Genomic DNA, 25,465 nt, shown 5'->3' with positions numbered 1-25,465 from the left:
CGAATGAGAGCAGCAAACATGCCATCTCACATCGCTGAGTATTAACCGCGCTGAGCGGCAGCTTCGAGGGCGGCGACGGCAGGTAACTGCTTGCCCTCGACGTACTCAAGAAACGCGCCACCGCCGGTTGAGATATAGGAAACACGATCGGCTATGGCGTATTTGTCGATGGCCGCTAACGTATCACCTCCCCCTGCGATTGAGAAAGCGCTGCTGTCGGCAATCGCATGGGAAAGCACCTCGGTGCCTTTGCCAAATTGGTCAATTTCAAACACGCCTACGGGCCCGTTCCATAAAATGGTGCCTGCCTCTTTTAAAAGGCTGGCCAGGTAAGCGGCGGTGTCGGGGCCGATATCCAGAATCATTTCGTTATCGGTGACTTGGTCAACCGGCTTGATGACGGCCTTGGCAGACTCAGAAAATTCGGTGGCCACGACGACATCCGTTGGTAGCGGAATGGAGACTTTCTCCATAAGTGCTTTTGCCTGACCCATTAAATCTGCTTCGTAGAGCGACTTACCCACATTATAGCCTGCCGCAGCGATAAACGTGTTGGCGATACCACCGCCGACAATTAACTGATCACACTTGTCAGAAAGCGCCGTGAGCACGTCTAGCTTGGTGGACACTTTAGAGCCGCCGACAATCGCTGTCATGGGGCGTGCTGGGGTCGCCAGTGCTTTTTTAAGTGCATCAAGCTCTTGGGCAAGCAGCGGTCCTGCACACGCCTGCGGGGCAAAGCGCGCCACGCCGTGGGTAGAGGCCTGGGCGCGGTGTGCCGTGCCGAAGGCATCCATGACGAACACGTCACACAACGCTGCGTACTGCTTAGCAAGCTGCTCGTCGTCTTTCTTTTCACCGCTGTTAAAGCGCACGTTCTCAAGCAGCACAACATCGCCGTTAGCCAACGTTGGCGCTGTTTCGAGGTAATCTTTGATTAATGTAACGGGGTGACCTAACAGCTCGCTTAAGCGTTCGGCAACGGGGGCTAACGAAAACTCTTCAGCAGGCTCTCCCTCGGTGGGGCGGCCTAAATGGCTCATCAGCATCACTTTCGCACCTGCTTGAGCCGCCGTTTGAATAGAGGGTAACGCCGCGCGTAGGCGAGCATCACTGGAAACACGGCCATGTTTGATGGGCACGTTAAGGTCTTCACGAATCAGCACGCGCTGCCCTTCCAGGGACAGGTCGGTCATTTTTTGCACGTTCATGTGAGCGGTTTCCTCGTGTTCAAACGGATAAAAAGAAGTACTGCAAGCTAACGAGTATTACTTGTCGAAAGTGATGCCAGCCGCTGGCTGATATCCAGCATGCGGTTGGCAAAGCCCCATTCATTGTCAAACCAGCACAATAACTTGATCAAGCGTGCGCCCGCGACCCGTGTTTGCGTGGCATCTAGGATGCCCGAGCGCGGATCGTGATTAAAATCAATCGATGCCATGGGGGCTTCGGTATAGCCCAGGACGCCGGCTAAACGCTGTTGGCTAGCGTTGCGCAACAATTCGTTAACCTGTGCGGCGCTGGTGTCGTGACGTACGGTTAATGCCGCATCCATGGCGGAGACGTTAATGGTCGGTACGCGCACGTGCAGGCATTCAAAACGCCCAGCTAAGCTGGGCATAAGGCGGCTGATGCCTATGGCCAGCCCCGTGTCCACCGGCACAATTGACTGCATGGCCGAGCGCGTCAGACGCAGGTCAGTTTGGTGGTAGGCATCAATGACCGGCTGATCGTTCATCGCTGAGTGAATCGTGGTCGTCACGCCATGCTCAAGCCCCAATGCTTCATCTAGTACGGTGAGTAACGGTACCAAGCAGTTGGTGGTGCAGGAGGCCGCCGACAGAACACGCTGGGAGAGTGCTAACTCGTGCTCGTTGATGCCCCATACAATAGTTGCATCCACATCATTTTCAGCGGGCTGGGAAAACAGCAGCCGCTTAGCCCCTGCGGTTAAGTGTTGCTCCGCGGTCACACGATCCTTAAAGCTGCCGGAGCACTCAAGCACCAGATCAACGTCTAATGCTGCCCAGGGCAGCGCTTGCGGGTCGCGTTCGCAGAGCACCTGGATACGTTGGCCATTAATCAGCAATGCTTCACCGTCGTGATCCACGTCGCCAGGAAAGCGACCGTGGGTGGTGTCGTAGCGGGTAAGGTAAGTGATGGTCGCAAGATCAGAAAGCTCATTGATAGCGACCACTTCAAGCTCAGGGAGGTTGCGTTCAACCAGCGCTCTTAGCACGCATTGGCCAATGCGCCCGTAACCATTAATGGCAATACGATACTTAGAGGTTGCGTTAGCCATGTCGCGAAGCGGCTCTTAAGAAAAATATGCGCGATGATAGCGTATTTCAGCTGGCGATGCTTATCAGCTGCCAGGCAAGTGGCAGTAATAGCGCGGTAAAAATGCCGGTTAAGCTCATACCCAGCGAAGCAAAGGCACCGGCTGTGGGGCTTAGCTCAAAGGCGCGCACGGTGCCGATAGCATGGCCATTCAGTCCGAGTGCGAAACCGATAATGCGCTCATCATCAATCTTTAGTAGCCGAGCGGCGATGCTGACTAATGGGATGGTGATGACGCCTGTCACCAGTAATGCTCCCATTAGTAGCGCAACGCTGCCGCCGAGCTGCTCGGTAATGCCGATAGCAATAGGGGCGGTGACCGACTTGGCAGCAATAGAAGCCAGGAGAGTAGGGCTAGCACCGAGTAGCCAAGCCAACGCCAAAGCATAGCAAGCGGCAAGTGTGGCTGCTATTGGTAGGCATAGCGTAAGCGGTTTCCACAATTCACCAATGCGTGGCAGCTGTTGATAGAGTGGCATGCCCAGAGCAACAGTGGCTGGCCCCAATAAAATCGTGAGCCAGGTAGCACCCTGCTGGTAAGTGTCGTAGGGCAAGCCCAGCACGGCTAGTATGGCCGCCAGTAGAAGCGCGGCAATTAATATTGCTGGTAGCCAAGAGGGATTGTGAAGACGTCTAAACAGCACGTTGCCCAGCAAGTACGCCGCAAGCGTTAACGCGACAGCAAATAACGGCGTAACCGTTAATGGCGACAGCCAGCTAGCGAGCATGGGCGTGTCCAATCAGCCGTTTTAGTAGCCATAACGTGGTGATAACGCTGAGCAGTGTTCCCAGCAGTAAGCCAAAAAGAATAGCAAACCACTGGCCTGCCAGCTCATCCAGGATAAAAAAAACACCAACAACGCCAGGCATAATTAGCATGGCGAGAAGTGCAATGAGTGGTTGAGCGGCCGCTGCTAAGCTTGAAGGTACGCGTCCCAGTACGGCAAGGGTGGCGCATAGCAACAACATGCCAACCACCCCTGAAGAAAAAGGTAGGCCAGAGAAGTGAATGACCACTTCTCCGATTAACCAGTAGCTAATTAGCCATAACAGGCCATTTAGCGCGGGCATGAGGTACCCCGCGCTAGATTGACCTGTGTGGCGTTAGCCCAGTAGTTCATTAGCCTGTTTGACAATATTCTCAACAGTGAAGCCAAAATGCTTGAACAGCTCGCCCGCTGGCGCTGATTCACCATAGGTGGTCATGCCGATTACTCGGCCATCTAAACCAACGTACTTGTACCAGTAGTCGGCATGGCCAGCTTCAATGGCGATACGCTTGGTCACTGCTTTGGGCAGTACGCTTTCACGATACTCCGCATCCTGGCCGTTAAAGCGGTAGGTCGAAGGCATTGAGACCACGCGTACTGCTTTACCCTGCTGTTCAAGTTCTGCTGCCGCGTCCATAGCAAGAGACACTTCAGAACCGGTGGCAATCAAAATTAGCTCCGGCGTACCGTTGCTGTCTTTCAAAACGTAACCACCACGCTGGATAGAGGCCAACTGCGCCTTGGTGCGTTGCTGATGAGGCAGGTTTTGGCGCGAGAGTACCAGCGCGGTAGGACCTGAGTGGCGCTTGACAGCGGCATCCCAGGAAGCTGCTGTTTCTACCGCATCACAGGGGCGCCATGTATTTAAGTTAGGCGTTGTGCGCAAGCTGGTCAGCTGCTCAATAGGCTGGTGGGTTGGGCCGTCTTCACCCAGCCCAATAGAGTCGTGAGTGAACACATAAATAGCTTGTTGGCCCATCAGTGCTGCCATACGCACGGCGTTACGCATGTATTCCATGAAAATCAGGAAAGTCGCGCCATACGGAACGAAGCCGCCGTGGAGGGCAATACCGTTCATCACTGCACCCATACCGAACTCGCGTACCCCATAGTGCAGGTAGTTACCGCTGGCATCTTCTGGGGTGATCGCTTTCGCGCCCTTCCAGAACGTAAGGTTAGACGGTGCTAGGTCGGCGCTACCGCCAAGCAGTTCTGGCATTTGCGGGCCAATCACGTTCAGCGCTTCAAAAGAGGCTTTACGTGACGCAATGCTTTCGCCTTTTTCTTGAGCCTGCTCAATCAGCGCTGCGGTAGATAATTCTGCCGGTAGCTGCGCCTTCATGCGGCGGCTGAATTCCCGTGCTTCAGTGGGGAAGCTTTCAGCGTAGCGAGCGAAGCGAGCATCCCACTCCTGCTGGCGGGTTTTGCCTGTGTCACGTGCATCCCATGCCGTGTAAACGGGCTCTGGGATATGGAAAGGCGCATGCTCCCAACCCAGTTGCTTGCGTGCAAGGGCGACTTCGTCGTCACCCAGGGGGGCGCCGTGAGCTTCTTCCTTACCTTGCTTATTTGGCGCGCCAAAGCCAATGATCGTTTTGCAGATAATCAGGCTAGGCTTGTCGTTGTGGCTTTTCGCAAGTTCAATAGCGGCTTTGATCTCTTCTGGTTTGTGGCCATCAACGTTCGGCACTACATGCCAGCCGTAGGCTTCAAAGCGTTTCGCGGTATCGTCGGTGAACCAGCCTTCAACTTCACCATCGATAGAGATGCCGTTGTCGTCATACAGGGCAATCAGTTTTCCAAGCTGCTGAGTGCCTGCCAGCGAGGCAGCTTCGTGGGAAATACCTTCCATCAAGCAGCCGTCACCCAGAAAGCACCATGTGTGGTGGTCAACGATGGTGTGGCCAGGGCGGTTAAACTGTGCTGCCAGGGTTTTCTCCGCAATCGCGAAGCCGACCGCGTTGGCGAAACCTTGGCCCAGTGGACCGGTGGTGGTTTCGATGCCGGGGGCATAGCCAAATTCAGGATGGCCAGCGGTGGGAGAGTGCAGCTGGCGGAAGTTTTGCAGCTGTTCCAGGCTTAACTCATAGCCGCTGAGGTGCAGCAGTGAGTAAAGCAGCATAGAACCGTGGCCATTAGACAGCACAAACCGATCACGATCGGCCCACTTGGGGTCTTCGGGGTTGTGCTTGAGGTAGTCATTCCACAGCACCTCGGCAATATCAGCCATGCCCATGGGCGCGCCAGGGTGGCCAGATTTGGCCTTCTGTACAGCATCCATGGAAAGGGCGCGAATGGCATTGGCCAGCTCAAAACGGGACGGCATGGGGGTGCTCCTCGCCTGAAAACGAAAATAATAAAGACGCTATTGTCGCTGACTTCCCCTGCGGCGGCAAATTCTGGTTGCCCGTTCTGGGAAGAATCCCCAACAGCGTGTAGACTCTGCCTCCCGAAGTGGTAGCGAAAGCCAGAAGTGCCACTTCTTTATATGGGCAGGGAACTTCCTGCCATGATTTCCTGCTGATGCTGCGGTCACTCTGCAGCCGTCATACAGAGGGTCGAGAGCGCGATGAGCGAATATTCCCTGTTTACCTCCGAGTCCGTCTCAGAAGGCCATCCCGATAAGATTGCCGACCAGATTTCTGATGCGGTTCTAGATGCCATTATTGCCCGAGATAAACAGGCCCGTGTTGCCTGTGAAACCATGGTGAAAACGGGCGTTGCTATTATTGCCGGTGAGATTACCACCTCTGCGTGGGTTGATCTGGAAGCGCTGGTACGTGATGTGATTACTGACATTGGCTACACCTCGTCTCGCGTGGGCTTTGATGGCGCAACTTGCGGGGTGATCAACCTGATCGGCAAGCAGAGCGTTGATATTGCTCAGGGTGTTGACCGCACTAAGCCCGAAGATCAAGGGGCAGGTGACCAGGGGTTAATGTTTGGCTACGCTACGAACGAAACTGATTCGTTTATGCCCGCGCCGATTCACTACTCGCACCGTTTGGTCGAGCGTCAGGCAGAACTGCGTAAAAACGGTCTCCTGCCGTGGCTTCGCCCGGATGCAAAGAGCCAGGTTACCTTCCGTTATAATGCCGAAGGTCAGCCCTGTGGCGTAGATGCCATCGTGCTGTCTACCCAGCATGACCCGGAAATCGATCAAGATGATCTGCGTAAAATGGTCAAACGGGAGATCGTCGAGCAGGTGATTCCCGCTGAATGGCTTGATGAAAGCACCCAGTACCACATTAACCCAACCGGCAAGTTTGTGATTGGTGGCCCAGTGGGCGACTGCGGGTTAACGGGGCGTAAAATTATTGTCGATACCTACGGCGGTATGGCACGCCATGGTGGTGGTGCATTCTCTGGTAAAGATCCGTCTAAAGTTGACCGTAGTGCGGCTTACGCAGGCCGTTATGTAGCTAAAAACGTGGTTGCTGCAGGTCTTGCCGACAAGTGTGAAATTCAGGTTTCTTATGCCATCGGTGTTGCCGAGCCGACGTCGGTATCCATCGATACCTTTGGCACCGGTAAAATTGACGATGCCCAAATCGTTGAGCTAGTGCGCGAGCATTTTGATCTGCGTCCTTACGCGATTACCAAAATGCTTGACCTGCTACATCCGATGTACCGTCTCACGGCGGCTTATGGTCACTTTGGACGGGAGCCGTTTGAGCACAGCTATCGTTGGGTGGACGACAAAGGCCAGGTGCATACAGAAACCTTTACCGCCTTCCCTTGGGAAAAAACCGATAAAGCCGACGCTCTGCGCCAGGCTGCTGGTTTGTAAGAAGGCGCGTGACAGCAATATAAGCAGGTCAGTACCGTGCCCCTTGGCTGATGCCAGGGGGCTTTTTTTTTGCGTTGAATTAAGTTTCTAGTCATGCGCTAAGGTCACCTTATCCATAGAGCATTTTATTGGCGGCGGATACCTAAGCGGCAAGTGCGCTGATAGAGCGAAGGGAATAGAGCTAAGAGAATGGCGTGAAGGAAATAGCGCGAAGGGAGAGGGTATGGATACCAATAGAAAAACATGCAGGCGATGGCTGAGTGCCTGGGTATTAAGCGCAGGACTAATGGGTGTCACATTATTCGCACAGGCAAGTGATTGCCCTAATTGGTCGCGTGAGCAGCTGGCCCAAGAGAGCCAAGCGTTAACGGAGCGCATCGCTCGTTGGGATACTGCCTATCACGATCAGGGCGAATCACTGATTGACGATGAACTATACGACCAAGCGGTGGTGAGACTAGCAAACTGGCAAGCCTGTCTGGGTGATACAGCACTCCATCAGCCGTTAACCAAGGTCACTCGCAGCAGCGGCACGCTGGATCACCCCGTGGCGCAGACGGGTTTGAATAAAGCCGATGATGATGGCGTGCGACGCTTTATCAGCCGCCGCGATGATCTCTGGATTCAACCCAAGGTGGATGGCGTTGCGGTTACACTGCGCTATGAAGAGGGCGAATTGATGGAAGCGGTTAGTCGTGGTGATGGCGAGCGAGGGCAAAACTGGACCGCCCGTGTGCAGCAATTACCAGCCGTACCCAACACGTTACCGACACCGCTCTCTGCCGTATTTCAAGGCGAACTATACTGGAAAATGAATAACCACATTCAGGCGCGTAACCCGGCATCGGGTGCTCGTGGAACGGTGGCGGGTGCTATGGCCCAGAAGTCACCTGTTAAGCACACGCTTGAGCAGGTTGGGTTGTTTATATGGGACTGGCCTGACGGCCCCACTGATATGGCTGCTAGACTTGCTCAGTTAACCGCACTTGGCTTTGATACCGCCGATTACACCCACCCTATCAATGCCCAACATGATGCGGCCGGCTGGCGCGATACGTGGTTCAACGGCCCACTGCCGTTCGCCACCGACGGGGTGGTGCTGAAACAGGCCGAACGTCCTGGGGTTAGGCGATGGTCATCATCGCCGCCGGAGTGGGCTGTCGCGTGGAAGTACCCCGCACAACAGGCGTTGGCGCAGGTACGTGGCGTTGAGTTTCGCATTGGCCGTACAGGACGTGTGACGCCGCTGCTGTGGCTCTATCCAGTCACTTTAGAAGGAAGGCGTATCAGTCGCGTCTCGCTAGGCTCACTAGAGCGCTGGGAAACATGGGACGTGCGCCCAGGGGATCATATCGCCGTTACGCTGGCAGGTCTTACCATTCCCCAGGCGACCGAGGTCGTGTGGCAAACCCTCGAGCGAGCCGCGCTGAGCGCTCCGTCACCTGAGCGCTATCACTCGTTGAGTTGCTTTACGCATACCCAAGACTGCGGTGCCCAACTGCTCGCTAGGCTCAGCTTTTTAAGCGATCAGCTAGCGCTGCAGGGTGTCAGTGAGGGTACCTGGCAGGCGTTAATTAAGGCTGGTGTGGTCACTGACTTGCTAGGATGGATGACAGTGACCTCTGAACAGCTTCAGCAAGCACATGGTATTGGCGACGTTCGTGCAGCCGCCCTGATGTCGCAGTTTGAGGCAGCTCAGGCAGCACCCTATGCTCAATGGTTAGCAGCGTTAGGAGTGCCGCCGGGTGGTAGTGCCGAGTTAGGGCATTGGAATGTTCTGGCCGACTACACACGGGCCGATTGGGAAGCCATTCCCAGCGTTGGCCCTGTGCGTGCTGAAGCACTGGTGGCGTTTTTCAGCCATCCAGACGTGCAGCGGATGGCTGTTCAGCTCCATCAGGCTGGGGTTGAAGGCTTTTAACCTAGCCCAACAGCGCGCAGCATGATGTATAGATAGAGAGGAATCAGCAGTGGCGCTAGTAGCGTCGTCGTCAGTACGGCCAGCGCCCCTTTTTGCGGCTGAATGCCCAGCTCCATGGCCACTACCACCACGTTGGAGGCCATGGGCACGACACCCAGTAATAGCAATGCCATGGCTAGTTCAGGCGGTAACGGTCCTAAGGCCTGGAGCAGCAACACTGCAGCTAGCATGACCAGTGGCCACAATAAGTAGCGCAACCCTACGCAGGTGGCGACAAACCGAGTGTCCCACGCCGATAGTGTGACTTGGCTAAGTGTCATGCCAATAATCATCATACCGAGTAGGGTGTAAGTCGCAGGGAAGACCTCAAGTGAGCTCATCAGTGTGGTGGGGAGCGTTACATTGAGTGCGTTCAGCAGCAGTGCAGATAAAAAAGCATAAATCAGCGGTAGCCGAGCAATCTTGATCAGACTTTGGCGCACTGAAAAGTGGCCGCGGGCGCTGATATAAAAGCCCACGGTGAACTCGTAGAGACTAATCCCCAGCATGCAGAATAGATAAAGCGTAACGCCCTCGGGCGGCAGCAGAATCAGCGCCACGGGTAAGCCAAAGTAGCCGGTATTGCCAGTGCCAGAGGAGAACGCTAAAAGCGCGCCTTCCTGAGGGCCAAAGCGGTGTTGGGTCACTCGGCGGACGGCGAGCGCCATCATACTTACCAGGATAAACAGCGCCAGTGTTAGCACCAAATACTCTGCCGTGGGGCCGCCGTCCATCAATGCGCGAAAAATGGTCAGCGGTGCAATCAAATAGACCAGTAGCGTAGCGATAGGGCGCGGGTCGATCTTTAAACGCTGTGCGGCAATCCACCCTAGTCCTACAAAGCCTAATAACATCAACAGTGGCCCCATTAGGGCGCTTGGTGCTAAATCCATTTCTGCATCCTGGAGGTTAGATGGCAACCTTGTTGTGTAAATAGCTAACATGAGCCGAATTAAAGACTCACTGTGGAATCTTTCATTAGCCCCTGTGCAGCGGAAAGAGGAGAATAACTTAAATTATCACCATGTTAACGCATTGCGAGGAAGTCCCATGAGCAGTCAAGAGCATCCGTTAGGTATTAGCTTTGAATTCTTTCCGCCTAATACTGACGCGGGAAGAGAGAAGTTAATTCATGTGCGTGATGAGCTGGCCGCTCGGCAGCCGCGTTTTTTCTCGGTAACCTACGGTGCCGGTGGTTCCACCCAAGCACGCACCCGCGATATTGTGCGCACGGTTAGCCAATGCGGTATTACCACCGCGCCGCACCTCTCCTGTATTGGTAGTGAAAAAGCCCAGCTGCGCGACCTACTGGCGCAGTACCGTGAAGAGGGTGTCGACAGTTTAGTGGCGCTACGTGGTGATATGCCATCGGGTATGGGAAGCATTGGAGAGTTGCGCTACGCCAACGAACTGGTTGAGTTTATCCGTGCGGAAACCGGCGACCATTTTGATATTGCGGTGGCTGCCTATCCTGAATCTCATCCACAGGCACCTAATCTCGACAAAGATGTGGAAAACTTTGCTCGTAAAATGAAGGCTGGAGCCAATATGGCAATCACCCAGTACTTTTTTACCGCAGATGCCTATTTCAATTTTGTTGAAAAAGCCCGAGCGTTAGGTGTCGAGCAGCCGATTATTCCTGGCATTATGCCGATCACTAACTATACTAAACTGGCGCGTTTTTCAGACGCCTGCGGTGCGGAAATACCCCGCTGGATCCGCAAGCAACTAGAAGCCTACGGTGACGACAGCGAAGCCATTGCTGCTTTTGGCACGGATGTCGTTAGCCGTTTGTGCGAGCGCTTACTCGATGGCGGTGCGCCAGGTCTGCATTTCTACACCCTTAACCAAGCCGCTCCAGTACTGAAGATCGTTGATAATATAGGCGGCTAACTATCTGCCAAAAAGCGTGAACGAGTACACTTACAAAAAACGCCCGCTCAACGATAATTGAGCGGGCGTTTTTGTTGGTGGGCAGCCAAACGATGGCTGCCGTTTTCTTACTTATCTTCTGTAAAGCGACCTATGTCGTGCTTGGGGCAGCTTTACCGCCGTGCTGCTTGCGCTGCATGATAAAGAGGGTTGCACCAATCGCAAGTCCTGCAATATCGGTGTAGATGCCGCCGTAAATCATAAACATCGCACCGACTAACATCACAATGCGCTGTAGTGTGTTCACTGGGCCGAGGAACCACGCCTGCACCATACCAGACAGCAGGATGATACCCAGTGTGGCAGTCACACCCACGCGGATGATCTGCATCGCCGACCCTTCCATCAGCATGGCTGGGCTGTAGAAGAACATAAACGGCACGATAAACGCAGCAAGGCCAATCTTGAACGATGCCACCGATGTCTTCATGGGGTTATCGCCAGAAATACCGGCAGCGGCATAAGAAGCCAACGCCACCGGCGGCGTAATGGCCGATACAACAGCAAAGTAGAACACGAAGAAGTGTGCCACTAGCGGCTCGATCCCGATATTGATCAGGCCTGGAGCCACGACCGAGGCTGCCACCGCGTAGGCTGCTGTGGTAGGCATGCCCATCCCAAGCAGAATGCTGATGAGCATGGCAAAGAACAAGGCGAGCAACTGGCTAACACCGGCAAGGCCTAGCAGCAGCGATGAGAAGCGTGCGCCAACGCCTGTTAGCGAAATAACGCCAACAATCAGACCAGCACAGGCGCATACGGCGATAATCTGAATCGACATCGTTCCTGCTAGCTGGAGGGCTCTTAAAATCGACCGAATGCCCATTTTGTTGGGTGAGAGCCAGCTGACAACGGCCGCTGATGCGGTGGCTAACGTACCGGCACGAATCACTGAGTAGCCCATAAATAGAGCGGCAATCAAAATAATAATGGGCGCAAACAAATAGACTTGTTTGACTAACTTCGAGAAGAGCGGGATTTCATCCTTGCGCATGCCTCGCATGCCTTTGCGTGCGGCCTCAAAATCCACCATAAAGTAAATAGAGGCAAAATAAAGGATGGCAGGAATCAGCGCGGCAACAGCGATCTCGGTGTAAGGAATGCCGGTCACTTCCGCCATGATAAAGGCGCCCGCCCCCATAATCGGCGGCATGATCTGACCACCGGTAGACGCCGCTGCTTCAATAGCACCTGCGCTACGCGCTGGGTAGCCCACTTTTTTCATCAGGGGAATAGTGAGTGAACCAGTAGACACCACGTTGCCTGCTGACGTGCCGTTAATCATCCCCATCAAGCCAGAGGCAAAAATCGACACCTTGGCAGGGCCACCACGGGCACGGCCAGCCGCCGCAAACGCGAAGTTGACGAAGTAATCGCCTACTTTAGAGGCCTGTAAGAACGCCGCAAAAATAATAAACAAAATGATATAGGTCGATGACACTGCCGTCGTTGGGCCGAGAATGCCTGCATCGGTGTAGACCTGACTAAAAAACCGCTGCACGGATAACCCAGGGTAGCCTAAGAACCCAGGCAGGTACTGGCCAGCAAAGACGTAGGTCAGGAAGACGGCTGAAATCACTACCAGCGCTAAGCCTGCCACACGGCGTGTGAGTTCTAGAATCAGCAGAGAGCCAGCAATCGCGGCCCAAGAAATACCAGGCGGCGCGAACGAGGTGCCGGTCGACATGCGCATGCTGGTGTTAAACGCCATCAGCAAATAGCCAGCGCTGGCAAGCGCGCACACCATCAGCACAAGGTCAGCGGGGTTAAAGCGATGGCGGGCTTGGCGATAGAACCAAGAGAGCGCAATCGCTGCCGCTGTGGTAGCCATGAGCGGGTAGCCGTAATGCAGTGTCTCAATGCTAGGGTCGATACGCATAGCACCGGCGTTGAGGGTTTGCTGCATTAAGAAGACTTGCACTAGCGAATAAACGGCAGGAGCTAGCAGCGCATAGCTAACCCACTTCAGCCAAACAGGGGAAGCCTGTTGGTCATCTTCGGCAAAGCGGGCACCGGCAAATAGCCCATACCCTAAAATTAGCGCACCAGCGATGTGTACGATGCGAAACGACCAGGTCTCCATAGGGTAAACATTGAGCGAGACTAGGTGGAAGCCTGAATAGAGAACGGCGAGTGCAGCAAATAAAAAGAATTGCCAGCCTACAAAAAGACGTCGATTGGATTCGACAACCTCTTCATCGACACCCTCGGCGATGGACTCGGGTATCGATGAAGCAGTTTGGGCATCATCCTTGAGGCCATTGGGGGCTTGGTTAGTATTGTGACTCATCAGAGATCACCCTCACAGCAAAAGCAGAGAAAGGGGCGAGCGGATACTGCCTCGCCCGCTTAATCGGGCGAGGCAGCGTGAGGAGGAGTGTGGCTTAGTTGATCATGTCATCAGCGATGTCGTAACCATTCTCTTCGTACCAGCGTGCAGCACCCGGATGGAAGGGCAGTACGGTGTTGTGCACAATGTTTTCAGGAATGGTGGTTTCAGCACTACGGTGTACTGAGCGCATACGGTCGTTGTTTTCCATGGTGGCTTTGGTGACTTCGTAGACAAAGTCTTCCGGTAGATCACAGCCTGCAATAGCGAAGTTCCACATAGAAACGGCGCGGGCGTCCTCTTCTAGTGTGGTGTAGGTGCTGGCAGGAATGGTGAATTCAGCGACAGGGAAGTTTTCTAGCACAGTGGCTAGCTCATCTTCAGTAAATTCAATGATATTCACGTTGGTCTGCACTTCGAGCTGGCTAACGGCAGGAATCGGAATGCCTGCTGCAAACGCGATCACGTCAAGCAAACCGTCCTGCAGCTGGCCACCTAGATCCGACCAGCCGCCGTTACGACGATTAAAGTCCACCCCAAGGGTTTCAAGAATAGCTGGGAAGTAGGTGTCGGACGTAGACGCTGCGGGGCCGAAGCCGATGCGCGCGCCATCAGGAATTTCAGAAATAGAGGTGATACCTGAGCTCGATAGTGCAGCAATCGAGAACGGTGTTTCGTACATGGGGAATAGCGCACAAACGTTGTCCATGACTAGGCCAGGCGCTAGCGGGCTTTCACCTTTAACTGCGTCTGAAGCTGGTCCCATGGTGGTCAGGCCAAATGCCATATCACCACTATGTACTAGCGCCAAATTTTGAGTAGGGCCGCCGGTGACTTCACCGCCGCCTGAAACATCCAGCTCATCAGCAATAAAGTTGGCCCAACCTGAGCCATAGACGAAATAGGTGCCGCCTTGACTGGCGGTTCCTACCGTGAAGTTGTTAGGCCAGTCAGAACGGTCTGCGTGGGCAGTTCCTGCAGCAAGTAAGGCGCTACCGGCAAGTAGAGCGATAGTTTTAGGCATCATATTGCGCATGGCGAGGTTTCCTAAGCTGTTATTGGGATTATCGTCTGGCGTGTATCGTCACAGCCAGTGGCTTTATGGCTAAGCAACTTGTATAGAGCGATAGTTGTGCCAATTTGGAGGAGGATTATTAAAAACAGTAGCTTAGTGTTTTCTTATTCAACTTTGGTTGAAACGCTAATTGCTGTGAATGGCTGGTTTTTCGCACGTAATACTGTCTTAAGTGTGCGGTTTTTCGCACACTTATATAAAGCGAGGAGTGAGGGGGCGCCTAGCTTAGCCAGCACGAACATTAAAAATGTGGCTGGCTATAGGCAAGGCGGAGTATTTAGCGGTTGGGTTTGCTGGGGTCGAGAATGCGCACGGGCTGTATATCCTGTGCTTTTTGTTCTTCGCGCACCTGGTTCACACGGGTAGTCAATTCCGGCGCTGTCTCGTCATCAATGGGTAGTTGCTCGAAAAAGTCACAGTTAACGCATTCCCGGTAGCGGATGCCGTTCTGCTCCCAGGCACGAATTCGATCCATGGCGGCGCAGCGCGGGCAGGTCACTCCAGCAATAAAGCGTTTTACACTCGACATAACAGGCTCCAGGGTGCAGCAGCAATGAAGCGGTTACCGCACCCAGTGAAAATTAAATAAACGTTAGGCTGCGCGGATGCCGCTATGGCGTAACAGTGGCTCTACGCTTGGTTCGCGACCACGGAAGGCGCGGAACAGCTCTGCAGCTTCCCGAGCCCCTCCTTGCTCTAGAATTTCCTGCCGGAAACGCAGCCCAGTGGCGGGGTCAAAAATGCCTTCCTCCTCGAACGCACTCCAGGCATCGGCAGAGAGCACTTCCGCCCACTTATAGCTGTAGTAGCCTGCCGCATAGCCGCCAGCAAAAATATGACCAAAGCTATTCTGGAAGCGATTAAAGTCGACAACCGGCACGACCGACGTGGCACTGCGCACGTTATCAAGTAGCGTCTGCACATCGTGAGCCCTAGGTGCTTCAAGCTCGTGGTGCAGGCGTAAATCGAAGAGTGAAAACTCGATTTGGCGTACCATCCCCATCGCAGACTGAAAGTTCTTGGCGGCCTGTAGACGTTCTAATAGCTCAGCAGGTAGTGGTTCGCCGGTCTCTACATGCTTGGCGAGCAGGTCCAATCCCTCGCGCTCCCAGCAGTAGTTCTCCATGAATTGACTGGGCAACTCCACGGCGTCCCAAGCCACACCATTAATGCCAGAAATATCAGCGATATCCTGTTTTGTCAGCATGTGATGCAAGCCGTGACCGAACTCATGAAACAGCGTGGTGACTTCATCATGAGTAAGCAACGCGGGCTTGCCGCCGACCGGAGCGGTAAAGTTACAGGTGAGAAATGCTACCGGTAGCTGCAGGCCGTTTTCCGTTTGGCGGCGTACTCGGCAGTCGGCCATCCATGCGCCACCGCGCTTGCTTTCGCGAGCGTACAGGTCTAAGTAAAATCCTGCGACGGGCTTACCCTGTTCAGTAATACGGAAGAACTGGATGTCATCATGGTAGCGAGGTACATCGGGAGCTTCTTCTACGCGGACGCCGAAGAGGCGCTCTACCACTTGGAACAGCCCATCGACCACCCGTGGCGCTGGAAAGTAAGGGCGTAGTTGCTCTTGTGAGATCGCATGGCGCGCTTCGCGTAACTTCTCGCTTGCGTAGGTAACGTCCCAAGGCGCTAGAGACTCAATCCCCAATTCATCACGGGCAAAGTCGCTTAATTCAGCGAACTCCTCTTTCGCTTGTGGAACAGCGCGGCGCGCTAGGTCATTCAAAAAATCCAACACCTGCTCGGGAGAGTCTGCCATCTTGGTTGCAAGAGAGTAATCGGCATAAGTATCAAAACCGAGGAGCTGAGCCAGCTCCTGGCGAAGTACCAATATTTCTTCAAGAATCGGTGAGTTATCGAATTTGCCAGCGACGGGGCCTTGATCGGAAGCACGGGTAATGAACGCGGTGTACACTTCACGGCGCAATTCGCGGCTGTCGGCGTAACTGATAACTGGGAAAAAACTGGGGAAATCGAGGGTGATTCGGTACCCGTCAATTCCCTTTGCATCAGCGGCTGCTTTCAGCGTATCAAGAGCGCTTTCCGGTACACCGGCAAGCTCATCAAGATGCTTAATATCTTTGTGCCATGCTTGGGTCGAGTCGAGCACGTTGTTAGAAAACTGATTGGACAGGGTAGAGAGGCGCGCTTGAATCTCGCCATAACGGGCTTTTTTATCAGCGGGTAAATCGACACCGGCCAAGCGGAAGTCGCGTAAAGCGTTTTCCACCGCGCGCTGTTGAGCAGGCGTTAGCTGTGCCCAAACGTCACCTTGCTTAAGTGCTTGCCAGCCCTTAAATAGTCCTTCGTGCTGCCCCATCCAAGTGCTAAACGCTGACAGTTTTTCCAGGCAGGCTTGATAGGCTTCCCGCAGCTCGGGTGTATTCATCGTGCCGTTGAGGTGTGAGATGGGTGACCACGCTTGAGAAAGCCGGTCATTCACCGCTTCCAACGGCGCAGCAAAACTCTGCCAGGTTGGCGGCGTATTAGCAGCTTGCTGAGCAAGGCGATCAATGGCTTCCCTGCTTTCGTCAAGCAGCGTTTCTACAGCAGGCACGACGTGTTCGGCGCGAATGTCGGCGAAAGGGGGAAGCTCATGGGACTCTAGCAACGGATTGCGGGACATAGGCACCTCGTAGGCATGAATTTTTAAAACACATAGCGTTTTAAGCACGTTAGGGGAGCGCACAAAAATGCGCTAATAATGACACAGTGCGGGCGCTAGAGCTGTGTTTCAATACGCAGGCCCTCTGCTAGGTTCAATGTCGAGTTTGGCCTGGGCCTAAGTGCCTGCTAGTCTTGCCGCCTTTTAGTGTCGCCAATTAGTGCCATCAATGGCAGGAGCAAGTGATGAGTGAAACGCTGGAGCGCTGGGGGTCGAAGCGGGCCTTTATCTTGGCGGTAACGGGGGCTGCGGTAGGGTTGGGTAATATTTGGCGCTTTCCTTATGTAGCCGGTGAAAACGGCGGGGCAGCGTTCCTACTCATTTATATCGCGTTTGTCCTGTTACTAGGCATTCCCGTCATGATGGCGGAAATTTTAATAGGACGAGCCGGGCGGCGGGGCCCTATGCAGGCCTTGGGGGCGCTTGCCGCTGAAGCAGGGGCTTCTCGTCATTGGCGTTTGCTGGGGTTGTTTGGTGCGCTCACCGTCTTCTGCATTTTGTCATTTTATTCTGTGGTGTCGGGCTGGTCGATTGAGTTTTTAGTGGCGTCAGTTAACGGTAACTTTAACGGCGCGAGTGCCGCGGAGATAGGCGCTGGGTTTGAGGCGTTTTTGGCTAATCCAGGTCTGTTAATTTTCAACCACTCACTGTTTCTGTTTATGACCATGACCGTCGTAGCAGCAGGCGTTGCAAAAGGCCTGGAGCGGTTGAACAACCTATTAATGCCGCTATTGTACGGCTTATTACTGCTACTCGCCGGTTATGCCACGACGACAGATGGGTTTGGTACAGCGCTTTCCTGGTTGTTTTTACCGTCGTTTGCCGACGTGACAACCTCGGTAATACTGCATGCGATGGGTCACGCATTTTTCACTCTGGCAGTAGGTGCTTGTGCATTAATGGCCTACGGGGCTTACATGCCTGATGAGCAGAGCCTGCCAAAAGCTGCGTTCGCTGTGGCTGCGCTGGATATCAGTGTTGCGCTGTTAGCGGGTATTGCGATTTTCTCGGTGGTCTTTGCCCAAGGTATGGATCCTGCCGATGGCCCAGGCCTAATGTTTGTGACCCTGCCTATCGCTTTTTCTGAGCTGCCCTGGGGAGCATTTTGGTTAAGTGTGTTCTTTTTGTTGCTCTTGTTGGCTACCTGGACCTCGGCCATTAACCTCGCTGAGCCGATGGTAGCAACCCTTCAGGGGCTTGGCTGGCGGCGTAGTGTGTCAACAGCGGTGGTGGCGCTCAGCGTGTGGCTACTTGGTTTGTTATCGGCGCTTTCGTTTTCTACGCTCGCTGAGTTTAGACCTGCGCTGGGGCGTAACGTGTTCGAGTTGGTGAGTAGTATTCCACCGGATATTTTCCTTCCCATGGGTGGGTTGTTAATCGCAATCTTTGCCACGTGGGTCATGCCTCAAACACATGCGTTAAACGCGCTGGGTGTGGGGGAAAAGGGGTATCTGTTGTGGCGCACTATTGTCCGCTGGGTGTCGATTCCGCTGACGTTTATTGTGTTGCTTGGCGGGTTGCTATAGTGCTGGCTGTTATAGTGCTTTGACATCTAATTTCAACAACGTTAAGCAGGAGAGAGCAATGAACAGTGCCCTACGAGCGTTTCAAGGTGTTTCACCCCGCTTAGGTGCGCGAGTGTATATTGATCCCGACAGCGTGGTGATTGGTGATGTAGAGCTGGGCGATGACTGCTCTGTATGGCCGATGACCGTTATCAGAGGCGATATGCACCGTATCCGTATTGGTGCGCGCACCAGTGTGCAGGACGGCAGCGTGCTGCACATTACCCATGCCAGCGATTTTAATCCTGATGGTTTTCCGCTAACGATTGGTGATGATGTCACGATTGGCCACAAGGCGATCTTGCATGGCTGTACGCTGGGTAGTCGCATCTTGGTAGGGATGGGGGCGATTGTGATGGATGGTGCGGTGGTTGAAGACGAGGTGATCATTGCCGCGGGTGCGGTGGTTACGCCGGGTAAGCGTCTTGAAAGTGGCTATGTTTATGCGGGTAATCCGGCTAAAGCGCTACGCCCGCTTAAAGAGAAAGAGCGCACTTTCTTTCCTTATACGGCGGGCAACTATGTGAAGTTAAAGGATCAGTTTCTGGCTCAGTGAATTTCTTGCGTAGGTGCTAAGCAGTTGGCCTAACACTCTTTTTTCTTAAATAGACATGTTGCGGCAGCCAAAAGTCTGGTAATTTATCCAGTTTTCCAGGATGCCGCGCTATGGCGAATTTTCGCACGCATATTACGGTAGCAACAGCAGGCGGCGTACTCATGGCTTATGTTGGCTGGCAGACCCAATGGTGGCCAGCGAATCAGGCGCTGCTAATTATTTCCCTGGTGGCGTTTGGGGGGATTTTGCCGGATATTGATGCAGATCGTTCTCGTTCTATTCGTTTGATTTTCAATCTTTTATCGGTGCCTTCGCTGGTGCTGGGGGTGCTGTTGCTCCAGCCATGGTTAACGCCAGGGTTATTGCTGGTGGCGTGCGGCGGTATCTACTTTAGTGTGCGTTATTTTGCGGCGGTATTGTTCTCACGTCTAACAGTCCATCGAGGTATCTGGCACTCGCTAATGGCGGCTGTGCTGTGTGCGTTGGCGACTGCAGCTCTCAGTTTCAACTTGCTTGCCCAGCCAGCTTGGCTGGCGTGGTGTCATGGTGCAGCGGTGTTACTGGGGTTTATCATCCACTTGAGCCTAGATGAGCTGTTTAGCGTGGATCTTGAGGGGGCGCGGCTAAAGCGCTCGTTTGGAACCGCGCTAAAATTGGGCGATGGCCGACGCCCGCTATCGAACGTCTTTATGCTGATTGCGCTATTTACCTTGGTGCCTTGGGTGCCGCCGTGGGACGTGTTGGTTGAGTTATTCCGTCAAGGGTCGCTGCTATGGCGATAATCGTCGGCACTTAAGCCATGTTTTTTGAGTTTGTCATAAAAGGTTTTGCGGGGTATTCCCAGGTGGCGACATACGTCGGTCACGCGTCCATGATGACGGGCAAGTGATTGGCTAATCAGGCTCTTTTCAAACAGCTCAACCTGGCGAGGCAGCGTTGGCTCTTGGGTGTCGGCACTGGCCCCTTCCAGTAACGCATCCAGTCGATAATCAAAGGCTGCCCCCAGTAGCACATAGCGTTCCGCCAGGTTGCGCAGCTCGCGGACATTGCCCGGCCAGTCGTGGGCCAGTAGGGCGGCAATCGCATGACTATTCAGAGTGGGGGCTTCTAATCCGCTGCGGTTCGCGGCTACCACGGCAAAGTGCTGGAACAGTAACGGAATATCTTCGCGTCGCTCGCGCAGTGCAGGAAGCGGAAGTGTCACCACGTTGAGCCGATAGTAAAGGTCTTCGCGAAAGCTTCCCTCTTCGGCAGCCACCTTGAGATCCACCTTGGTGGCAGCAATCACGCGAATATCAAGTGGCACCGTTTCGTTTGCCCCTAGACGCTCAACGCTGCGCTCTTGCAAGACGCGCAATAGTTTTACCTGTAGTGCCTGCGGCATGGATTCGATTTCATCCAGAAACACTGTGCCACCATTGGCATGTTCGAACTTACCAATACGCCGCTCTACCGCGCCGGTAAAGGCACCTTTCTCATGGCCGAACAGCTCAGATTCAATAGTATTCTCTGGCACTGCGCCACAGTTTATGGCCATAAAGGGGTTGTTGCGCCGGGCGCTTCGCTCATGAATGGCTCGGGCCACGAGGTCTTTGCCGGTGCCGGTTTCACCAAATAACAACACGTCTGCTTCTACTTGGCTGATTCGCTGGATCATTGCCGCCAGGCGAGAAATCACCGGCGTGCGGCCTACAAGGCGTGGCCCAAGAGCGGCTTGCTGAACTTCCAGTTCGGCTTTTAAGCGCAAGTTCTCTAGGCTCAGTTGGCGCTTCTCGATACCTCGTCTGACGACATCCAGCAGCTGATCCCCAGCAAAAGGCTTCTCAAGAAAATCCCAAGCGCCTGCGCGCATTGCTTCCACTGCAGTAGAAATATCACCGTGACCAGTGATTAAGATAATTGGCAGCGTGGCATCGCGGCTGTGTAACTTGTGCAATAGCGTCATGCCGTCCATGCCTGGCATTCGGATATCACTGACAATGACGCCGGGAAAATTTGCTGGGAGTGCCTCAAGCGCTTGCTCAGCAGACTCAAAACAATGAGGCGTGTAGCCAGCAAGTTCAAGGGTTTGGCTGGCGGTGATACGCAGGTGCGGTTCGTCGTCGATCACCATGACCGGCAGCGTCGACGGCTCATGCATGGTTACTATTCCCTTTGGCTGAAGATGGCGGCAGTACGTTCGGTGTTGTTGAACAAGGTAGTGCAATGGTGAAACGTGCACCGCCAGTCGGCTGATTTGTGACCTGCAACTTGCCGCCCAGATCCTCCATAATACGTGAGGAAATCGAAAGTCCTAGCCCTAATCCGCTGCCGGGCGCTTTCGTGGTGAAGAAAGGCTCGAAAATCTGGCCCAAGTGGTGCTCTGGGATACCTGGGCCATTATCGGCAACGCTGATCATCACTTGCTGTTGTTTGATTTCTACGCTTAGCGTCAGCATGGGCGATGACACCTCTTTTATTGCCTGTAACGCGTTACTTATCAGATTTACCAGCACTTGCTCTAGGCGTACGAGGTCGCCTTCTACCCACAGTGTTTCATCTGGCCACTGCTGAACCACCGTAATACCGTCATCCCGCAGGCGGCTGTGGAATAGGCGAAGGGCGTATTCAATGCAGGCCTGGACTGAAATGGTTTCCTGGCGTTCGCTGCTTTTACGAGAAAACTGGCGCAGTTGAGCGCTAATGTCGGCCATGCGCTGCGTTAGCTCGACAATTTGCGCTAAGTTGGCATCCGCTTTGTCTATCCGTGCCAGTTCAATAAACTGTCGAGCATTTTCTGCGTAAGCACGGATGGCGGCTAAAGGCTGATTTAATTCATGATTAATGCCCGCGGCTAGCTGGCCGAGAACGGCGAGCTTTGCTGCTTGTATTAGTTCGTCTTGGGTTTGACGAAGGTTGGCTTCTGCTCGTCGCCGTTCTTCAATCTCATCGGAAAGGCGCTGATTGCTGGCGACTAAGTCACGTGTGCGACGCTCAACGCTAACCTCCAGTTCGTCACGAACCCTTGCCAGGGTTTGCCTTTCGCGTTCGGCAAAGGCTTCCCGTTCACGGCGAAGGCGTAAGCGTTGCCAGCCAATACCACAGGCTAAGGCAACCACGCCATACAGCCCACCTGCCATTAGTGCTGCGATCCACTGAGCATTTATCACGGGTGTCAGTGGTTTTAAAATATGCATGTGCCAGTCAAGTTCGGGGAGGGGGCGGGTAAGGCTCAAATAGCGCTCGCCGCTCAATGGTCCATGAGTAAAGCTGACTAAGTAGCTGCCTTGGTCGTAAGGTGTTAAAAGCTCAATACCGGAAGGTGATAATGGCTCCATTGCGTAACGACGTGTTTCACGTAGGCTCTCCCGTTGGTCATCGCTAAGCGGGTAAAGGGCATTCATGCGTAGTTCAGGACGGTTGGCCATAAAAATAATATTGTCACTGTCGGTGACAAACAGTTCGGCATCTTGCTCGGCCCAGCTCTCTTCAACATCGTCGAGTAGTACTTTGACGACGATAACGCCATCAGGCCTTGCATCTGGTGAGGTATCATCCAGCCAGACCGGCGCTGAAAAGTAGTAGCCACGCTCAAGCGACTGTACGCCTAGCCCATAAAAGCGTCCCTGGCCGCCTGAAATGGCATCGGTATAGTAGCTGCGGAAGGCGTAGTTTTGGCCAATAAACGTATTAGGGCGATGCCAGTTGCTCGCCGCAATGGTGTCTGCATGGCGATCAAGTAAGTAAACATCTGATACTCCGGCGGTAAAGCGAAACCGGTCTAGCAGCAGGTTCAGCGGCATAGGGTCTTGATTCTCTGGGGAATCTAGAAATCGCTGCACGCCTTCCCTGGTCGCTAGCATTCGTGGCAAATAGTCGTAGCGCAGTAAGTAACCATTTAAGTTAGCTGCAGAAAGCCGTAGCTCATTTTCAGCATCATCTTGTAAGTTGGAGAGTGCCTGCTCACGAGCCAGTTGAGCGGCTTGCCACATACAGAGTGCTAAGCCAATCGGAATGCATATAAGCCAGAACAGCCGCCAGCGACCCGTCGAAAGGCGATAGTGGCTGGTCATGCAGGTGTGCCACTAGTGCCTTGCGCACGACGCAAAGCGCGCTGGGCGCGGGTTTCTGCTCTAGCCATCTCAAGTAGCCCTTCCTCAACGTATACCAAGTGTTCATGTGCGCGGCTGCGGGCATCTTCAGCACGGCCTTCCAAGATCGCATCAAGCAGGGCGCGGTGCTGTTTCATGAGCTGTGAGCGCGAGTCGGGCTTTGCAAAAAGGTGGGCAAGGTTATCGACGATACTCTGTTCCAGTAAATGAAAAATACCGCGAATAGTATGCAGTAACAGTACGTTATGTGCGGCTTCTGCAATGGCCAGATGAAATGCGGCATCTAACTTTGCCTCTTGGGCTGGGTTGGCGCCAATGAAGGCAGCGTCGAGTTCCTCAAAGCGCTGAATGAGTACCGCTTTGTCCGCAGGCGTTGAGCGTAACGCGGCGTAGTAAGCCGAAATCCCTTCCATCGCATCACGAAACTCAAGCAAGTCCAGATGAAACTCGTTGTGACGAGACATCATTTCTAGCAGTGGGTCTGTGTAGCCATTACTCAGCGTTTCATTCACGAAGGTGCCGCCGCCCTGCCGACTAGTGAGTAGGCCGCGAGCGGCTAGCTTTTGGATGGCTTCACGAAGGGAGGGGCGTGAAACGCCAAAACGTTCGGCAAGTTCACGTTCAGGAGGTAGGCGTTGCCCCGGTTTTAAGCTGCCTTCAAGGATCATCGCTTCAAGGCGCTCGGTAATCACATCAGCCAAGCGCTGCTGGCGGAGCGGTGGATAAGTCATTAGTGCAGATCCTCATAATTGGTAAGACCAATGGTAGGGGCTTTGATGGTTTGTCTCAACAGCAAAAGGCTAGCAAATTGATGACTGTTGACACCGCTTGTTTGTTTTGTAACTAAAGTATATGACCAAAACACGCCATGGTGCGCGATGCGCGTTTGACACGACTGCGGCGCCTCATTACTGTTGATGCAAATTTTTTGTAAATTGGTAAAACCAATTTTATCTGAGGCGTTTAACACTGACGCTTCGATGACCGTTTATAGATAGTACTTACTAGATAGTGCATCTATTGATTGCATAGGGCCTGCCATGATCATTTCATCACCGACAGACTACCGCCAAGCTGCCAAGCGTCGTATCCCCCCGTTTCTGTTTCACTATGCTGATGGCGGGTCGTACGCAGAGCACACGTTGCGACGCAATGTTGAAGACTTGGCAGGTGTCGCTTTGCGGCAGCGGGTGTTGAAGGATATGTCGTCGCTATCGCTGGAAACCGAGCTGTTTGGTGAAAAGATGGCAATGCCGCTTGCCCTGGCGCCGGTGGGGCTAACAGGCATGTACGCTAGGCGTGGTGAAGTCCAGGCAGCACGGGCAGCGACCAAGAAGGGCATACCGTTTACGTTATCGACGGTCTCCGTATGCCCAATTGCAGAAGTGGCAGCGGCAGTGGAGCGGCCCATCTGGTTTCAGCTTTATGTATTGAAGGATCGCGGCTTTATGAAGCACGTGCTTGAGCGTGCTAAGGCGGCAGGGGTTAAAACATTAGTCTTCACCGTTGATATGCCTGTGCCAGGGGCGCGTTATCGCGATGCTCATTCAGGCATGAGCGGCAAAAGCGGGCCTATGAAACGTATGCTTCAAGCTGCGTTACATCCACTTTGGGCTTGGGATGTAGGTGTTCACGGTCGCCCGCATGATCTAGGCAACGTGTCTGATTATCGTGGTCAGCCGACGGAGCTTGAAGATTATATTGCCTGGCTTGGCGATAACTTTGATCCCTCTATTTCCTGGAAAGATCTAGACTGGATTCGCGAGCAGTGGGATGGCCCAATGATTATTAAGGGCATACTGGATGCTGATGATGCCCGTGATGCAGTCCGCTTTGGGGCTGATGGTATTGTGGTCTCAAACCACGGTGGCCGTCAGTTGGATGGCGTGCCTTCTACAGCGCGTGCCCTGCCTGCTATTGCAGATGCCGTTAAGGGCGACCTGGCCATCCTGGCAGATTCTGGTGTGCGTAATGGGTTAGATGTAGTGAGAATGATTGCTATGGGTGCAGATGCAGCACTGATTGGTCGCGCCTTTATCTATGCGCTTGCAGCAGCAGGTGAGGCGGGGGTTGCTAATCTGCTTGAGCTTTTCGAAAAAGAGATGAAGGTGGCGATGACGCTTACCGGTGCGCGAACAATTGCTGATCTCAGCACCGAGTCATTAGTGCCTGGCGCGATTCCTGCGCTTAAGTAGAGAGGATGCTGCTGCTGGCATTAGGGTAATAGACGAATGTTGAAGTTTTTTTACAAAGGCCCTTGCCAAGACGGCAGCAAATCCGTAAAGTACGCATCCGCTGCCGGGGACGCACAGCGTTACCAGCGGTGATTGAAGGTAAAAACCTTCGGTTTGTCAGGAAGTTAAGAGAGTTTAAAAGA

20 protein-coding genes are annotated in these 25,465 nt (G+C 53.8%); 7 read left to right on the top strand and 13 right to left on the bottom strand.

Features of this window, described 5'->3' with window-relative positions; translation table 11 throughout:
* Nucleotides 1-41: 41 nt before the first annotated feature.
* From HZS79_RS16545 to tkt, 5 genes are read right to left on the bottom strand one after another with little or no spacing between them, the layout of a single operon-like run.
* Nucleotides 42-1,211 carry a phosphoglycerate kinase gene (locus tag HZS79_RS16545; protein WP_179928403.1) on the bottom strand — a complete coding sequence of 390 codons (1,170 nt, stop codon included), beginning with the start codon at nt 1,209-1,211 and terminating at the stop codon, nt 42-44.
* 47 nt (nt 1,212-1,258) lie between these two features.
* Complete coding sequence (locus HZS79_RS16540) at nt 1,259-2,302, bottom strand: type I glyceraldehyde-3-phosphate dehydrogenase (RefSeq protein WP_162219817.1); 1,044 nt, start codon at nt 2,300-2,302, stop codon at nt 1,259-1,261.
* Nucleotides 2,303-2,348: 46 nt separating this feature from the next.
* Entirely contained in the window at nt 2,349-3,068 is a 720-nt protein-coding gene (locus tag HZS79_RS16535) for an LrgB family protein (RefSeq protein WP_179928402.1), read from the bottom strand.
* Nucleotides 3,058-3,411: a CidA/LrgA family protein gene (locus tag HZS79_RS16530; protein WP_162219819.1), complete on the bottom strand. Its 354-nt coding sequence runs from the start codon at nt 3,409-3,411 to the stop codon at nt 3,058-3,060. The genes HZS79_RS16535 and HZS79_RS16530 overlap by 11 nt, the downstream gene beginning before the upstream one ends.
* Before the next feature lie 33 nt (nt 3,412-3,444).
* Nucleotides 3,445-5,436, bottom strand: coding sequence for a transketolase (gene tkt / locus HZS79_RS16525; protein ID WP_162219820.1), 1,992 nt, complete (start codon nt 5,434-5,436; stop codon nt 3,445-3,447).
* A gap of 243 nt (nt 5,437-5,679) precedes the next feature.
* Here tkt and metK point away from each other — a divergent pair, with 243 nt between their 5' ends.
* Nucleotides 5,680-6,900, top strand: coding sequence for a methionine adenosyltransferase (metK, locus tag HZS79_RS16520; RefSeq protein ID WP_162219821.1), 1,221 nt, complete (start codon nt 5,680-5,682; stop codon nt 6,898-6,900).
* A 223-nt stretch (nt 6,901-7,123) separates the two neighbouring features.
* Nucleotides 7,124-8,821, top strand: coding sequence for an NAD-dependent DNA ligase LigB (gene ligB / locus HZS79_RS16515; protein ID WP_179928401.1), 1,698 nt, complete (start codon nt 7,124-7,126; stop codon nt 8,819-8,821).
* On the opposite strand, the gene HZS79_RS16510 is transcribed toward ligB, so the two are convergent.
* Nucleotides 8,818-9,753, bottom strand: coding sequence for an AEC family transporter (locus HZS79_RS16510; protein ID WP_162219823.1), 936 nt, complete (start codon nt 9,751-9,753; stop codon nt 8,818-8,820). The two genes, ligB and HZS79_RS16510, sit on opposite strands and share 4 nt — an antisense overlap.
* A gap of 157 nt (nt 9,754-9,910) precedes the next feature.
* Between HZS79_RS16510 and metF the strand changes: the two genes are divergently transcribed.
* Complete coding sequence (gene metF / locus HZS79_RS16505; protein ID WP_162219824.1) at nt 9,911-10,753, top strand: methylenetetrahydrofolate reductase [NAD(P)H]; 843 nt, start codon at nt 9,911-9,913, stop codon at nt 10,751-10,753.
* A 130-nt stretch (nt 10,754-10,883) separates the two neighbouring features.
* On the opposite strand, the gene HZS79_RS16500 is transcribed toward metF, so the two are convergent.
* From HZS79_RS16500 to prlC, 4 genes are all read right to left on the bottom strand, one after another.
* Nucleotides 10,884-13,082 (bottom strand): TRAP transporter permease, encoded by a 2,199-nt coding sequence (locus tag HZS79_RS16500; protein ID WP_162219825.1) that lies wholly within the window; start codon nt 13,080-13,082, stop codon nt 10,884-10,886.
* 94 nt (nt 13,083-13,176) lie between these two features.
* Nucleotides 13,177-14,157 carry a TAXI family TRAP transporter solute-binding subunit gene (locus HZS79_RS16495; protein WP_162219826.1) on the bottom strand — a complete coding sequence of 327 codons (981 nt, stop codon included), beginning with the start codon at nt 14,155-14,157 and terminating at the stop codon, nt 13,177-13,179.
* A 316-nt stretch (nt 14,158-14,473) separates the two neighbouring features.
* The gene (locus HZS79_RS16490; RefSeq protein WP_179928400.1) at nt 14,474-14,725 is read right to left on the bottom strand and encodes a YheV family putative zinc ribbon protein; all 252 of its coding nucleotides are present in this window, start codon (nt 14,723-14,725) and stop codon (nt 14,474-14,476) included.
* A 63-nt stretch (nt 14,726-14,788) separates the two neighbouring features.
* Nucleotides 14,789-16,837 carry an oligopeptidase A gene (gene prlC, locus HZS79_RS16485; protein WP_179928399.1) on the bottom strand — a complete coding sequence of 683 codons (2,049 nt, stop codon included), beginning with the start codon at nt 16,835-16,837 and terminating at the stop codon, nt 14,789-14,791.
* A 224-nt stretch (nt 16,838-17,061) separates the two neighbouring features.
* Here prlC and HZS79_RS16480 point away from each other — a divergent pair, with 224 nt between their 5' ends.
* The 3 genes from HZS79_RS16480 (at nt 17,062) to HZS79_RS16470 (ending at nt 19,779) form a co-directional block, all read left to right on the top strand.
* Nucleotides 17,062-18,402, top strand: coding sequence for a sodium-dependent transporter (locus tag HZS79_RS16480; RefSeq protein WP_162219829.1), 1,341 nt, complete (start codon nt 17,062-17,064; stop codon nt 18,400-18,402).
* Between the two features lie 58 nt (nt 18,403-18,460).
* Nucleotides 18,461-18,997, top strand: coding sequence for a gamma carbonic anhydrase family protein (locus HZS79_RS16475; protein WP_162219830.1), 537 nt, complete (start codon nt 18,461-18,463; stop codon nt 18,995-18,997).
* A 110-nt stretch (nt 18,998-19,107) separates the two neighbouring features.
* Nucleotides 19,108-19,779, top strand: coding sequence for a metal-dependent hydrolase (locus tag HZS79_RS16470; protein WP_179928398.1), 672 nt, complete (start codon nt 19,108-19,110; stop codon nt 19,777-19,779).
* Here the strand turns inward: HZS79_RS16470 and HZS79_RS16465 are convergent.
* Genes HZS79_RS16465 through HZS79_RS16455 form a run of 3 tightly spaced genes read right to left on the bottom strand, consistent with a single transcriptional unit; the run spans nt 19,755 to nt 23,819 of the window.
* Nucleotides 19,755-21,137 (bottom strand): sigma-54-dependent transcriptional regulator, encoded by a 1,383-nt coding sequence (locus tag HZS79_RS16465; RefSeq protein WP_162219832.1) that lies wholly within the window; start codon nt 21,135-21,137, stop codon nt 19,755-19,757. The genes HZS79_RS16470 and HZS79_RS16465 overlap by 25 nt on opposite strands.
* A complete protein-coding gene (locus tag HZS79_RS16460; RefSeq protein WP_179928397.1) occupies nt 21,130-23,049 on the bottom strand; it encodes a sensor histidine kinase in 1,920 nt (639 codons plus the stop codon). The genes HZS79_RS16465 and HZS79_RS16460 overlap by 8 nt, the downstream gene beginning before the upstream one ends.
* Nucleotides 23,046-23,819: a GntR family transcriptional regulator gene (locus tag HZS79_RS16455; RefSeq protein WP_162219834.1), complete on the bottom strand. Its 774-nt coding sequence runs from the start codon at nt 23,817-23,819 to the stop codon at nt 23,046-23,048. Before HZS79_RS16455 ends, HZS79_RS16460 begins: the two co-directional genes overlap by 4 nt.
* 309 nt (nt 23,820-24,128) lie before the next feature.
* Here HZS79_RS16455 and lldD point away from each other — a divergent pair, with 309 nt between their 5' ends.
* Nucleotides 24,129-25,283, top strand: coding sequence for an FMN-dependent L-lactate dehydrogenase LldD (lldD, locus tag HZS79_RS16450; protein WP_162219835.1), 1,155 nt, complete (start codon nt 24,129-24,131; stop codon nt 25,281-25,283).
* Nucleotides 25,284-25,465: the final 182 nt, after the last annotated feature.

Source organism: Vreelandella zhaodongensis (genome assembly GCF_013415115.1).
Taxonomy (GTDB): domain Bacteria; phylum Pseudomonadota; class Gammaproteobacteria; order Pseudomonadales; family Halomonadaceae; genus Vreelandella; species Vreelandella zhaodongensis.
Note: the sequence above shows the minus strand (reverse complement) of the source record. Positions and strands in the feature narration are given on the sequence as shown.

What these genes read in the sequence shown, in the direction of transcription:
- HZS79_RS16545 (WP_179928403.1), bottom strand. Translation starts at nt 1,211, where the DNA reads ATGAACGTGCAAAAAATGACCGACCTGTCCCTGGAAGGGCAGCGCGTG.
- HZS79_RS16540 (WP_162219817.1), bottom strand. Translation starts at nt 2,302, where the DNA reads ATGGCTAACGCAACCTCTAAGTATCGTATTGCCATTAATGGTTACGGG.
- HZS79_RS16535 (WP_179928402.1), bottom strand. Translation starts at nt 3,068, where the DNA reads ATGCTCGCTAGCTGGCTGTCGCCATTAACGGTTACGCCGTTATTTGCT.
- HZS79_RS16530 (WP_162219819.1), bottom strand. Translation starts at nt 3,411, where the DNA reads ATGCCCGCGCTAAATGGCCTGTTATGGCTAATTAGCTACTGGTTAATC.
- tkt (WP_162219820.1), bottom strand. Translation starts at nt 5,436, where the DNA reads ATGCCGTCCCGTTTTGAGCTGGCCAATGCCATTCGCGCCCTTTCCATG.
- metK (WP_162219821.1), top strand. Translation starts at nt 5,680, where the DNA reads ATGAGCGAATATTCCCTGTTTACCTCCGAGTCCGTCTCAGAAGGCCAT.
- ligB (WP_179928401.1), top strand. Translation starts at nt 7,124, where the DNA reads ATGGATACCAATAGAAAAACATGCAGGCGATGGCTGAGTGCCTGGGTA.
- HZS79_RS16510 (WP_162219823.1), bottom strand. Translation starts at nt 9,753, where the DNA reads ATGGATTTAGCACCAAGCGCCCTAATGGGGCCACTGTTGATGTTATTA.
- metF (WP_162219824.1), top strand. Translation starts at nt 9,911, where the DNA reads ATGAGCAGTCAAGAGCATCCGTTAGGTATTAGCTTTGAATTCTTTCCG.
- HZS79_RS16500 (WP_162219825.1), bottom strand. Translation starts at nt 13,082, where the DNA reads ATGAGTCACAATACTAACCAAGCCCCCAATGGCCTCAAGGATGATGCC.
- HZS79_RS16495 (WP_162219826.1), bottom strand. Translation starts at nt 14,157, where the DNA reads ATGCGCAATATGATGCCTAAAACTATCGCTCTACTTGCCGGTAGCGCC.
- HZS79_RS16490 (WP_179928400.1), bottom strand. Translation starts at nt 14,725, where the DNA reads ATGTCGAGTGTAAAACGCTTTATTGCTGGAGTGACCTGCCCGCGCTGC.
- prlC (WP_179928399.1), bottom strand. Translation starts at nt 16,837, where the DNA reads ATGTCCCGCAATCCGTTGCTAGAGTCCCATGAGCTTCCCCCTTTCGCC.
- HZS79_RS16480 (WP_162219829.1), top strand. Translation starts at nt 17,062, where the DNA reads ATGAGTGAAACGCTGGAGCGCTGGGGGTCGAAGCGGGCCTTTATCTTG.
- HZS79_RS16475 (WP_162219830.1), top strand. Translation starts at nt 18,461, where the DNA reads ATGAACAGTGCCCTACGAGCGTTTCAAGGTGTTTCACCCCGCTTAGGT.
- HZS79_RS16470 (WP_179928398.1), top strand. Translation starts at nt 19,108, where the DNA reads ATGGCGAATTTTCGCACGCATATTACGGTAGCAACAGCAGGCGGCGTA.
- HZS79_RS16465 (WP_162219832.1), bottom strand. Translation starts at nt 21,137, where the DNA reads ATGCATGAGCCGTCGACGCTGCCGGTCATGGTGATCGACGACGAACCG.
- HZS79_RS16460 (WP_179928397.1), bottom strand. Translation starts at nt 23,049, where the DNA reads ATGACCAGCCACTATCGCCTTTCGACGGGTCGCTGGCGGCTGTTCTGG.
- HZS79_RS16455 (WP_162219834.1), bottom strand. Translation starts at nt 23,819, where the DNA reads ATGACTTATCCACCGCTCCGCCAGCAGCGCTTGGCTGATGTGATTACC.
- lldD (WP_162219835.1), top strand. Translation starts at nt 24,129, where the DNA reads ATGATCATTTCATCACCGACAGACTACCGCCAAGCTGCCAAGCGTCGT.